The organism is Litoreibacter arenae DSM 19593, from assembly GCF_000442275.2.
In the GTDB taxonomy this organism is placed as follows: Bacteria; Pseudomonadota; Alphaproteobacteria; order Rhodobacterales; family Rhodobacteraceae; genus Litoreibacter; species Litoreibacter arenae.
This window is the reverse complement of sequence record NZ_KE557314.1, coordinates 226,160-238,182: the sequence shown is the minus strand read 5'-3', so window position 1 is coordinate 238,182 and position 12,023 is coordinate 226,160. Positions and strand designations below refer to the sequence as shown.

12 protein-coding genes are annotated in these 12,023 nt (G+C 58.3%); 9 read left to right on the top strand and 3 right to left on the bottom strand.

Annotated elements, in window-relative coordinates; translation table 11 throughout:
• Positions 1-3: 3 nt before the first annotated feature.
• Entirely contained in the window at positions 4-912 is a 909-nt protein-coding gene (locus tag THALAR_RS13515; protein WP_021102143.1) for a LysR substrate-binding domain-containing protein, read from the bottom strand.
• 116 nt (positions 913-1,028) lie between these two features.
• Between THALAR_RS13515 and THALAR_RS13510 the strand changes: the two genes are divergently transcribed.
• From THALAR_RS13510 to THALAR_RS13485, 6 genes are all read left to right on the top strand, one after another.
• The gene (locus THALAR_RS13510; RefSeq protein ID WP_021102142.1) at positions 1,029-2,087 is read left to right on the top strand and encodes a dipeptidase; all 1,059 of its coding nucleotides are present in this window, start codon (positions 1,029-1,031) and stop codon (positions 2,085-2,087) included.
• Between the two features lie 48 nt (positions 2,088-2,135).
• Complete coding sequence (locus tag THALAR_RS13505) at positions 2,136-3,731, top strand: ABC transporter substrate-binding protein (protein WP_021102141.1); 1,596 nt, start codon at positions 2,136-2,138, stop codon at positions 3,729-3,731.
• Between the two features lie 84 nt (positions 3,732-3,815).
• Positions 3,816-4,805 (top strand): ABC transporter permease, encoded by a 990-nt coding sequence (locus THALAR_RS13500; protein WP_021102140.1) that lies wholly within the window; start codon positions 3,816-3,818, stop codon positions 4,803-4,805.
• Positions 4,806-5,717, top strand: a complete 912-nt coding sequence (locus THALAR_RS13495) for an ABC transporter permease (protein WP_021102139.1) — start codon at positions 4,806-4,808, stop codon at positions 5,715-5,717. It begins immediately after the preceding gene.
• Positions 5,717-6,574 carry an ABC transporter ATP-binding protein gene (locus THALAR_RS13490; RefSeq protein WP_040818779.1) on the top strand — a complete coding sequence of 286 codons (858 nt, stop codon included), beginning with the start codon at positions 5,717-5,719 and terminating at the stop codon, positions 6,572-6,574. The genes THALAR_RS13495 and THALAR_RS13490 overlap by 1 nt, the downstream gene beginning before the upstream one ends.
• Positions 6,571-7,311 carry an ABC transporter ATP-binding protein gene (locus THALAR_RS13485; RefSeq protein ID WP_021102137.1) on the top strand — a complete coding sequence of 247 codons (741 nt, stop codon included), beginning with the start codon at positions 6,571-6,573 and terminating at the stop codon, positions 7,309-7,311. Before THALAR_RS13490 ends, THALAR_RS13485 begins: the two co-directional genes overlap by 4 nt.
• 17 nt (positions 7,312-7,328) lie before the next feature.
• Here THALAR_RS13485 and THALAR_RS13480 read toward each other — a convergent pair whose 3' ends face one another.
• The gene (locus tag THALAR_RS13480; protein ID WP_021102136.1) at positions 7,329-8,564 is read right to left on the bottom strand and encodes a urate hydroxylase PuuD; all 1,236 of its coding nucleotides are present in this window, start codon (positions 8,562-8,564) and stop codon (positions 7,329-7,331) included.
• Positions 8,565-8,661: 97 nt separating this feature from the next.
• Here THALAR_RS13480 and THALAR_RS13475 point away from each other — a divergent pair, with 97 nt between their 5' ends.
• Positions 8,662-9,594 (top strand): LysR family transcriptional regulator, encoded by a 933-nt coding sequence (locus THALAR_RS13475; RefSeq protein ID WP_021102135.1) that lies wholly within the window; start codon positions 8,662-8,664, stop codon positions 9,592-9,594.
• On the opposite strand, the gene uraH is transcribed toward THALAR_RS13475, so the two are convergent.
• Complete coding sequence (gene uraH, locus THALAR_RS13470) at positions 9,579-9,932, bottom strand: hydroxyisourate hydrolase (protein ID WP_021102134.1); 354 nt, start codon at positions 9,930-9,932, stop codon at positions 9,579-9,581. The two genes, THALAR_RS13475 and uraH, sit on opposite strands and share 16 nt — an antisense overlap.
• A 143-nt stretch (positions 9,933-10,075) precedes the next feature.
• Here uraH and puuE point away from each other — a divergent pair, with 143 nt between their 5' ends.
• Both puuE and THALAR_RS13460 read left to right on the top strand, forming a co-directional pair.
• Positions 10,076-11,488 carry an allantoinase PuuE gene (gene puuE / locus THALAR_RS13465; protein ID WP_021102133.1) on the top strand — a complete coding sequence of 471 codons (1,413 nt, stop codon included), beginning with the start codon at positions 10,076-10,078 and terminating at the stop codon, positions 11,486-11,488.
• The gene (locus THALAR_RS13460; protein ID WP_021102132.1) at positions 11,485-11,973 is read left to right on the top strand and encodes an ureidoglycolate lyase; all 489 of its coding nucleotides are present in this window, start codon (positions 11,485-11,487) and stop codon (positions 11,971-11,973) included. Before puuE ends, THALAR_RS13460 begins: the two co-directional genes overlap by 4 nt.
• Positions 11,974-12,023 lie beyond the last annotated feature (50 nt).

The following is a 12,023-nucleotide window of genomic DNA, read 5'->3' as shown; positions in this document are numbered from 1 at the left end:
AGGTCAGGCTTTCTCCGAAAAACTGTCCTTGGCGGTGTGCAGCCTTAGATGCCGCATGAAGGATCGGGCAACGCGTGAGATGGGGCTGTGATCGGGCGTAATGAAATAGCTGCGATAGGTGATCTGGGACGCGAAGGAGCGAAAGACAACGCCGTCGGAGCGATATTGAACAATCGGGAAGGGATTCACGATCGCGAGACCCAAGCCGGTTTTGGCTAAATCCACCGCAGCTACAGATGTAGAAACCTCAGCGATGATCCGTGGATCACTTCGCGCCCCATGAAGTATCTTCTCCAACTGAGCACGGCGGGCATGGCGATGTGTCAGTGCGATCAGAGGCTGATCGTGGAGGTCTTCCGGGCGGATGACCTGCCTCTGCGCCAAGGGATGGTCACTTGCCATGGCGCAGACCGCGGAGGACGTGCGATAGGGCGCCAGTCGTACCCCGTCTCGCGAAAGCTCGACGCCGGTGAGGCCCAGATCGTGCTGGCCACCCAGAATACCGCGAATGACGTCTTCCGAAGATGCAACTTCCAGGCTTATGTAGAAGTTCGGGTTGGTCTTGAGAAATGTTGCCATGTGGTCGACAAGAAAGCGGTGCGCATAGGTTGGAGGGGCCGCGATGCGCAGCGTTTCCTGTGTGCTCTCCGGGGGGCCATCAATGCGGTCGAGCGCCTCAAACAAGGGGTCCAGTCGCTTGTTCATCCTCATGGCTTCGTTTGTCGGCTGAAGGCGACCGCCTTCGCGTTCGAACAATATCCGACCCGTGCGCGCCTCCAGACTGGCGATGGAACGGCTCACCGCGGATTGCGACAAGCCCAGTCGGATAGCCGCCTTTGACGTTGTGCCGCTTTCCATCAATGCGCGAAGCGCCTGATACTCGGGCAAACTGTGCCACGTTTTGGTGCCCATGAAACCTCCTGCGTTATCCTCATATACTTATGATTAATTATCATGGTCTTTTCCCTAGTCGATGAGAAATTCTGATCTAAGGTGACGGGTGACGCCTTGGGGGGATTTGCTGCGTTATGGAAGACACGACGCCACTTGTGTTCGACGGTCACAACGATGTGCTTTTGAAGCTATATCGCGCCGGTGGCGGTTCCGCTTCCGAGAGCTTTGTAACTGGCAGGGACGGGGCGATTGACCTGCCCTCAGCAATGGCTGGCGGGTTTGGTGGCGGCTTCTTCGCCGTCTATGTTCCGTCACCTGTCGACCTCGATTTCAAGATGGAGGAAATGGCCAAGGCGACGTATGATCTGCCTCTGCCCGAGGCCATCGACTGGGAGGACGCTTTCCCCGTGGTGATGTCCCAGGCCGCGATCCTGTTCGACCTTGAGCAAAAGGGCGCCTTGACGGTCTGCACGACCGCTGCCCAAATTCGGGCGACGCTGGGCAGTGGAAAACTGGCGGCGATATTTCATATCGAAGGTGCGGAGGCCATCGACGCCGAGCTGAATACTTTAGAGGTTCTGTATCGAGCCGGATTGCGCTCCATCGGACCGGTCTGGAGCCGCCCGACGATCTTCGGGCACGGTGTGCCGTTCCGGTATCCCAGCGACGGTGATATCGGCACCGGTTTGACAGATCACGGCTTGCGGCTGGTGAAACGGTGCAATGAACTGGGAATAATGGTGGACTTGTCGCACCTAAATGAAGCAGGCTTTTGGGACGTGGCGCGACACTCTACCAAACCGCTGGTCGCGACCCATTCCAACGCCCATGCGATTTGTCCGCACAGCCGGAACCTGACGGACAAGCAGCTGGCCGCAATTCGCGAAAGCGATGGCATGGTGGGGCTGAATTTTGCAGTGGCTTTCTTGCGCGATGACGGTCGCATGCTAGCGGACGTCCCGCTGGAGCAGATGCTGCGGCATCTCGATCACCTGATCGAGCATGTCGGTGAGGACCGCGTTGGACTCGGCTCTGATTATGACGGGGCAGTGGTGCCGGAGGATTTGACCTCCTGCGCCGGACTGCCCAAACTACGACAGGCGATGGCACGCCACGGCTACGACGACGCGTTGATCGCCAAACTTTGCCACGAAAATTGGCTGCGTGTGCTGGAAAAAACCTGGGGAGAATAACCCCGATGCACGCAGCAAAGACGACAACTGAATAGGGAGGAACCTAATATGAATGCCTTTAACAGACTACTCACAAGCGCCGCGATAGGCTTGGCGGTCGGTGTGACGTCCTTCTCGGCCTTTGCCGAGACGCCCGCAAACATGCTGGTCATTGCCAACCGCATTGACGACGTGACCACCGTGGACCCGGCCGAGAGCTTCGAGTTCGCGGGCTCTGACATCAGCCGCAACGTCTACGGTCGCCTGGTCAACCTGGACCCACTGAACCTTGAGGCGGGCTATCAGCCCGACTTGGCGGAAAGCTGGGAAGTTTCCGAGGACGGCAAGACGATCACCTTTACCATGCGCGAAGGTGTCAAGTTTCACTCCGGAAATCCGGTCACAGCCGAGGACGCCGCGTTCTCTTTGCAACGTGCGGTGATCCTGAACAAGACGCCTGCGTTCATCCTGACGCAATTCGGCTTCACCCCGGAAAACGCCACCGAGACCATCCGGGCCGACGGCAACAAGCTGATGATTACCACGGACAAGAAATACGCGACGTCCTTCGTGCTGAACTGCCTGACAGCAACCATCGGCGGGATCGTGGATAAGGCGACCGTCATGGCCAATGAAGTCGATGGCGACATGGGTAACACTTGGCTGAAGACAAACTCCGCAGGTTCCGGTCCCTACATCTTGGACAGCTGGAAACCCAATGAGAGCGTCACTCTGACCTCTTTCCCTGACTACTACGGCGGCGCACCGGCGATGGAGCGTGTGATCGTCCGGCATGTCATCGAATCCGCATCACAACGTTTGTTGCTGGAACGTGGTGATATTGACGTTGCGCGTAACCTGAACCCTGAAGACATCGCAGGCGTCATGGAAGCCGATGGCGTGAAGGTCGAAGATGAACTGAAAGGCCGCCTGATGTATCTGGCGTTGAACCAGAAACATCCGGTGCTGTCGAAGCCGGAAGTGCGACAAGCGTTCAAATACCTGATCGACTACGAAGGTATGCGCGACAGCTTCCTGAAAGGGCAATACACGATCCACCAGAACTTCCTGCCGAAGACCTATCTTGGCGCATCGGACGAAAACCCGTTCTCCTACGATATCGAGAAAGCGAAGGAGTTGCTGGCAGCGGCAGGGGTCGAAAATCTCGAAGTCGAAATCGGCGTACGTGAAGCGCAGGAGCGCATCGAAATCGGGCAGTCGTTCCAGAACGCCGCTGCGCAAGCTGGTATCAAGGTGAACATCACGGTCGGGACGGCGAAGCAAATCCTCGCCCGTTATCGTGCGCGCGAGCTGGACGTTTATCTGGGCGCATGGGGACCGGACTATCCTGATCCCCAAACCAACGCAGGCACGTTTGCCTACAACCCCGACAACTCCGACGAAGCGAACGCAACCGGTCTTCTGGCTTGGCGTACGGGTTGGGACGCGGGCGGTTTGACAGAGAAGGTTGAGGCCGCTGTGACAGAGAACGACCGCGAGAAACGGGTGCAAATGTATCTGGATATCCAGAAGGAGTTCCGCGAGATATCTCCCTTCGTCATGATGTTCCAGCAGATCGAGCAATCCGCTTTGCGTGACAATGTCGAGAATTGGTCGACAGGTCAGGCCGTGACGGCTGCGGCCTACTGGCAGGTCACCAAGTAAGTGTCGCTTACCGACGATAATAACCAGAGGCGCCCGCGAAGGGCGCCTCTGTCAGAGAAAGCCTGGCCGCTGGCGAAGACGTCGATGCTGACGCTCGGCTCGATCTCGGTGACGCTGCTGGGCCTGCTGTTCATCACCTTCATTATCGGTCGCGTCATGCCGATTGACCCGGTGCTTGCCATCGTGGGCGAGCGGGCGTCGCAGTCGACCTATGACGCGGTGTACCAGCAGCTAGGCCTCGACAAGCCGTTATTGGTTCAATTCCTTTATTATCTGTGGGACGTGCTGCACCTGGATTTCGGCACCTCCCTCCTGAATGCGCGGCCTGTGTCAGAAGACATTGCGCGCGTCTTTCCCGCCACGCTGGAGCTTGCTACTTTGGGTATCATCTTCGGCGTCGTGCTGGGTGTGCCTTTGGGCGTACTGGCCGCCGTGCGCAAAGGCTCGTGGATCGACCAAGTCGCCCGCGTGCTGGCGCTGGTCGGATACTCCATGCCGATCTTCTGGCTGGGCCTCATGGGGCTATTGGTATTTTACGGCATCCTCGGTTGGGTCGGTGGCCCGGGCCGTGTCGGCATTTTCTATGTTGACGTCGTCCCCAGCGTCACAGGGCTGATCCTTGTCGACGCCCTGCTGGACGGCAATTGGGCCGTTTTCAAAGACGCCTTCAGCCACATCATTCTGCCTGCCTCGCTGCTTGGCTACTTCTCGCTGGCCTATATCAGCCGCATGACACGGTCGTTCATGCTCGAGCAGCTCAGCGCCGAGTACATCACCACCGCGCGGGTCAAAGGCATGTCGGAGTGGGACGTGATCTGGAAGCACGCGTTCAAGAACATCCGCGTTCAACTGATTACGGTTATCGCGCTCAGCTACGCGAACCTGCTGGAAGGTTCCGTCCTGACCGAAATCATCTTCAGCTGGCCCGGCATTGGCAGCTATATCACCACCGCGTTGCTCAGCGCGGACATGAACGCTGTTCTTGGTGGCACGGTCGTCGTCGGATTGATTTTCATCCTACTCAATATCTTCTCGGACCTGCTCTATAAGGTCTTCGACCCGAGGGCTAAATAGATGGCAGACACCCAGACATGGCGCCAATGGCTGCTGACCGAAACGCCAACCTCACGCCGTCACGCGAAGATTTCGGCGATCTATCAGGGGTGGTTGTCGTTCCGCTCCAACACCATGGCGATGATCGGGCTGGGCATTCTTGTGCTGCTGGTATTTGTCGCTTTCGCCGCGCCGCTTCTCGCCCCGCATGACCCGTTTGTGCAGGATCTGGGGAACCGGCTGGCGCCGCTGGGAACTGACGGGCACATCTTCGGCACCGACAGTCTGGGCCGCGATATCCTGTCCAGGCTGATCTACGGCGCACGCATTACCCTATACATCGTCGCCCTGGTTGCGCTGATCGCGCCCGTCGCGGGGCTGCTGGTCGGCACTGTTTCGGGCTATGTCGGCGGTTGGGTGGATACGATCCTAATGCGTATCACGGACATCTTTCTGGCCTTTCCACGTCTGGTTCTGGCGCTGGCTTTTGTCGCGGCGCTTGGGGCTGGGATCGAGAATGCCGTGTTGGCAATCTCTTTGACCGCATGGCCGCCCTATGCCCGCATCGCGCGGGCCGAGACGCTGACGATCCGCTCCTCCGACTACATCAGCGCGATCAAGCTGCAAGGGGCGGGGCCTCTCCGGATCATCACCAAGCATATCTGGCCGCTGTGCATCTCCTCACTGATCGTGCGGGTGACATTGGATATGGCAGGGATCATTCTTGCGGCAGCGGGGCTTGGTTTCCTTGGCCTTGGCGCGCAACCGCCCAGCCCCGAATGGGGTGCGATGATCTCGGAAGGGCGACGGTTTATTCTGGATTACTGGTGGGTCGCGACCATGCCGGGCCTTGCAATTTTCACCGTGTCGCTGGCGTTCAACCTTCTGGGTGACGGGCTGCGCGACGTTCTCGACCCAAAGGCAGGTGAATGATGAGCACGCTTTTGGACGTCCAAAATCTTTGGGTGAAGTTTCCCACCCGTAACGGCGTATTTGATGCGGTGCGGGGTGTGTCCTTCACCCTTGGCCGCGAGCGGCTGGGGATCGTTGGGGAAAGCGGCTCCGGCAAGTCGATGACGGGCCGCGCCATACTTCGGCTTATTCGGCCCCCCGGTATCGTCGAGGCGGACCAAATCAGCCTTGAAGGTGTGGATCTGATGAACCTGTCCGAGAAAGATATGCGGGCCGTGCGCGGGCAGCGGATCAGCATGGTGATGCAGGACCCGAAATTCTCGCTGAACCCTGTGATGACCATCGGCGATCAGATCATTGAAGCCTATCGGTTGCACAGCTCCGCCTCCAAAAGCGAAGCCTACAACAAATCGCTGGAGATGCTGGAGGCCGTATCCATTCGTGACGCCGAGCGCGTCATGCGCGCCTACCCGCACGAGATGTCCGGTGGCATGGGACAGCGGATTATGATTGCGATGATGCTGATCCCCAACCCGGAAATCCTGATCGCGGACGAGCCGACCAGCGCGCTGGACGTCTCCGTGCAACGCCAAGTGCTCGACATCATGGACAAGCTGGTGAAAGAGCGCGGCATGGGCCTGATCTTCATCAGTCATGACCTTAATCTGGTCGCCGATTTTTGCGACCGAGTCCTGATCATGTATGCCGGTCGCGTTGTAGAGGTTTGCGATGCAAACAAGCTGCATGAGGCCAAGCACCCCTATACGCGCGGGCTGTTGAACTCGTTGCCGCGTCTGGACGCGCCACGCGACCGGTTGGAGGTGCTGGAGCGTGATCCCGAATGGTCCGAAGCGCCAAGTGTGAGTGGGCGGATATGAGTATTCTGGACGTCTCGGACCTGAACGTCTGGTTCGGCAAACATCGCGACCGCGTCGATGCTGTCAAAGGCGCCACGTTCTCGGTGGCAAAGGGCGAGAGCTTCGGGCTTGTCGGCGAAAGCGGCTCGGGTAAATCCACCATTTTGCGGGCCATCACAGGGCTTGCGCCTGACTGGTCCGGCTCGATCGTTGTCGAGGGTCAGCAGCTGACCAAGAAGCGCCCGAAGGCATTTTTCAAAACGGTGCAGATGGTATTCCAAGATCCCTACGCGTCATTGCATCCGCGTCATTCGGTCGATCAGGTACTGGGCGAGACGTTGCATCTGCATGGTTTCAAAGAGATCGACAGCCGGGTTGTGAAGCTGCTGGACGACGTGGGCTTGGGGCAGAAGTTCCGCTTCCGCTACCCGCATCAGCTATCCGGCGGCCAACGCCAACGCGTCGCGATTGCGCGCGCGCTGGCGCCGGAGCCTGACCTGCTGTTGTTGGATGAACCGACCTCGGCGCTGGACGTTTCGGTGCAGGCCGAAATCCTCAACCTGCTCGCAGACCTGAGGCGGGACCGTGGGTTGACCTATGTGATGGTGTCGCATGACCTGTCGGTGGTCGGGCATATGTGCGACCGCTTGGCTGTGATGAAAGACGGCGAGATCGTGGAGATCCTCGACGTCGCGGCGCTCCGTGCGATGAAAGCGACGCACCCGTATTCCAAGCATTTGCTGGAGGCATCCGTTTAAGGACGCCCGCCGCAGCCTTATTTCGACCTTCCGTCCCGATACCACGCTACGATAGTGGCGCGGTTTTCGTCTTCCATCGTGTCGATCGCATTGGGTGGCGGCATCGCGTGCGTCACGCCAGCTTGCAAAAAGATCGCCTCTGCATGGCGGGCGACGTCACCTTCCGTTTCCAGAAAGACGCCTTTGGGTGCCCAGTGCATGCCTTCCCAAGCGGGCTCGCGGGCGTGGCACATAGAGCAGTTGCCGAGGACGACGTTATAGGCGTCCTCGAACCCTTCTGCGGATGCGAATTTTTGCTCGTAAGGTGTCAGCGCACGGGCTTCCGCTTCATCGTAGCTGTCGTAGCCGGGGTTTGTAGACAGCCATGCGATCACGATCATCAGAATTACGGTGACACCCCAGGTCCAGTTCGGCCCTTTGCCGGTGGAGTGCATCGTGTTGAAGTAGTGGCGGATGGTCACGCCGGTCAGGAAGATGAGGCTGGCGATGATCCAAGCGTATTCCGTGGCGAAAGCCAGCGGGTAGTGGTTCGACAGCATCAGGAAGACAACCGGCAACGTAAGGTAGTTGTTGTGGGTCGAGCGCACCTTGGCGATCTTGCCGTATTTGGGATCGGGCTTGCGGCCTTCCTTCAGGTCTTGGACTACGATGCGCTGGTTCGGCATGATCTGGAAGAACACGTTGGCCGTCATGATCGTTGCGGTGAATGCGCCCAAGTGCAGCAGTGCGGCGCGTCCGGTGAAAATCTGGTTATAGCCCCATGACATGATGACCAAGATCACAAACAACAGAAGCATGAGCAGGGTCGGGTTCTCGCTCAGCTTGGATTTGCACATCTGGTCATAAAGCAGCCAACCGATGGTCAGGGAGCCGCCGGAGATCAGGATGCCCTGCCACAGCGCCAGATCAGCTTTGTTCGGGTCGAGCAGAAACAACTCGCCACCCACCCAGTAGATGATCATCAAGAGCGCCGCACCAGATAGCCATGTCGAATAGCTCTGCCATTTGTGCCAGGTCAGGTGCTCGGGCATCCGCGCCGGGGCTACCAGGTATTTGACGGTATGATAGAACCCGCCGCCATGCACTTCCCATTCCTCGCCATATGCGCCTTCCGGAAGGGCATCGTTGGGTTTCAGCATCAGATCGAGCGCGACGAAGTAGAACGATGCGCCGATCCATGCCATTGCAGTGATGACGTGCAGCCAGCGGACGGAAAAAGCTACCCAGTCCCACATGATGGCTAAATCATACATGATATGTCTCCCTAGATTCGTTGAAGCCAGACTATGCGGCTTTTGACTTTTCTGGTATTAGTGACAAAATCCAAGCTGTATCAAAAAAAGCAATATAATGTCCTACCTCGACAATATCCGTACTTTCGTTCGTGTCTACGAGCTTGGCAGCATGTCCGCCGCCGGGCGTGATCTGCGGATTTCCCCTGCGGTGACTTCCTCGCGTATCTCCCAACTCGAAGGGCATCTGGGGGTGCGACTGTTTCAGCGCACCACGCGAAACCTTCACGCGACCGAGCAGGGTAAGGCGTTCTACGACGGCGCGTGTCAGGTTCTGGAATCGGTCGAGGCCGCCGAGGCGCAGGTTGTCGACATAACTGAGCGTCCTCGTGGCTCTCTCTATGTCGCGGCGCCGTTGGGGGTAGGGCGGCGCTTGATCTCGCCGCAGGTTCCCGCGTTCTTGTCGGAGTATCCGGACGTGAGCGTTCGCCTCCGACTGACAGACCGCAAGGTCGACCTGACCACCGAAGGGCTGGATCTGGCGTTCTTTCTGGGCCAGCCCGAGGACAGCACACTGCGGATCAGGAAAATCGCGGACGTGCAACGGGTGCTCTGCGCCTCGCCCGCGTATATCAGTGCGCGCGGTCATCCCCGTTCCGGTCAACAAATCATCAAGGAAAAGCACGAATGTCTAAACCTGCGCTTTCCGGGTGCGAAGGAGTTCCAGTGGCCGTTGATAACCAAGGATGGCCTCAAGCGATTTGCGACGAGCGGGCGTTATGAGTGTGACGACGGCGATGTTCTGGTGGACTGGGCGTTGGCGGGCCATGGGATTACCCTCAAGCCGGTTTTTGAGGTTGCTGACTTCCTAAAGTCAGGTGAGTTGGTGGTGGTCGGGGAGCAAACCCCTCCCGAGTCCATTCAGATGGCCTGTCTGTTCACCCATCGTCGGCACCAAGACCCCAAAACCCGCTTGTTCATGGATTTCGTGATTGATCGCATCAGTGACGTGATCAAGGAAACCAAACTTCCCAATCAGCTGCCGCGATAGGTTGAGTAGCCGAATGGCGACAGCAGCAACGGCACATGGTAATGCGACGCTTCCGACATACCGAAGCGCAGCGGGATCACGTCCAGAAAACGTGGATCTTCAGCCGGTGTGCCAATTCGGTCAAGGTATTCCCCTGCGTGAAACACCAACTCGTATGTGCCTGTCTCGAAATCGTCAGCGGGCAGAATCTGCTCGTCCGTGCGGCCGTCATCATTCGTCGCGAGGGTCTTGAGATGCGTGCGCTCGGAGCCGTTGATACGGAACAACTCGATCTTGAGTCCTTCCGCTGGACAGCCGCGTGCAGTGTCGAGAACGTGGGTGGTAAGATAGCCGGACATGGGCAAGCTCCTTTTGTTTCGTGCAGTGTCTCAATTCAACCTTGTGGACGCAAACCCCGACCGGGCAAAGGCTGCTTCGTGTTTTTTTTGAAAAACAAATTTATTGTTTTGGAATACAAGAACCCCACAACGGAGGGACTCAAGTGACTCGATATCCACGCGACATGACAGGTTACGGCGCGACGCCGCCAGCAGCGAATTGGCCCAACGGAGCCAAGATCGCGGTGCAAATTGTGCTGAATTATGAAGAGGGCGGCGAGAACAACATTTTGCATGGCGACGCCGCATCCGAGGCGTTCTTGTCCGAAATCACGGGTGCGCAGCCATGGGCAGGCCAGCGCCACTGGAATATGGAATCGATCTACGAATACGGATCTCGCGCAGGTTTCTGGCGCGTCCACCGTATGCTGGGCGACCTTCCCGTGACCGTTTATGGCGTCGCTAGCGCCTTGGCGCGCGCGCCTGAACAAGTCGCAGCGATGAAGAAGTCCGGCTGGGAAATCGCCAGCCATGGTCTGAAATGGGTCGAGCATAAAGACATGCCCGAAGAAGAGGAACGCGCACAAATCGCGGAAGCCATCCGGGTGCACACCGAGGCCACTGGCGAAGCGCCGCGCGGCTGGTATACGGGGCGCTGCTCCAACAGCACCGTGCGGCTTGCGGCGGAAACGGGTCAGTTTGCCTATGTCGCCGACAGCTATGCCGATGATCTGCCTTATTGGATGAATTTCGACGGCAAAGACCAGTTGATCGTCCCCTACACGATGGACTGCAACGACATGCGCTTCGCCATTCAGGCGGGCTTCACCAATGGCGAGCAGTTCGAGTCATACCTCAAGGACAGCTTTGACTACCTGTATGAAGAAGGTGAGGCCGGTCAGCCCAAGATGCTGTCTATCGGCCTGCATTGCCGTCTGATCGGTCGCCCGGGCCGCGCAGCCGCGTTTCGTCGGGCTATTGAATATTTCAAATCCCATGAGGGCGTCTGGTTCGCAACGCGACTGGAGATTGCCGAGCACTGGGCCAAGGAGCATCCCCCGGTGCAGCAAAAACGTCCGTCCGAAATGGACCGCGATACGTTCGTTTCCGAGTTTGGCGGCATCTTCGAGCATAGCCCGTGGATTGCAGAAGGTGCATATGAAAAAGAGCTGGGCCCGACCCATGATACGGCGCAAGGTGTCCATCAGGCGTTGGCAAGCGTGTTCCGCTCCGCCTCCGAAGAACAGCGCCTTGGCGTCTTGACGGCGCACCCCGATCTGGCGGGCAAGCTGGCCGAGGCCAAGCGGCTGACAGCAGAATCTACTGCCGAGCAGGCCTCTGTCGGGCTGGATTCCCTGACCGACGAAGAGCGCGCCAAGTTGACGGAACTCAACGAGACCTACACCGGTAAATTCGGCTTCCCTTTCATCATCGCGGTGCGCGACAATACGAAAGCCTCCATCATGGATGCCTTTCAGCGTCGCATCTACAGCGATCGCGACACCGAATTTGCCGAGGCCTGCCGTCAGGTCGAACGCATTGCAGAGTTGCGCCTGCAAGAGAAGTTTTCGGCATGACAAAAACGATCAAGACGCAGGAACTGACCGCCGAGGCGTTCGCCGCCTATGGTGATGTCATGGACGCCACCGGCACGCCGGACAAAATGATCAATCAGGGCAAGTGTGGCCGGTTCCACGACAAGGCCCGCCTTGATTTCTCGGACGGTCGCGCGGGTGTCAGCATCTTCAAGGGCGAAAAGGAAACGCTGCCTTTGGCGTTGGAGCTGGTCGAGCGTCACCCCGAAGGCAGTCAGGCCTTCATACCAATGTCGGCAGACCCGTTTCTTGTCGTGGTCGCCGCCGATGACAACGGAGTGCCTAAAGACCCCAAGGCGTTTATCACCACACCGGGGCAGGCCATCAACTTCCATCGCGGCACATGGCACGGCGTATTGGCGCCGTTGTCGGAGCCGGGGCTTTTTGCGGTCGTCGACCGCATCGGAGACGGCCCCAATCTTGAAGAACACTGGTTCGAGACGGCTTACCTGATCGAAAAAAAATAAGAAAACCGTCGGCGCAAAGTCGGCATAACGCATCATCTAGGGGAGGAAAC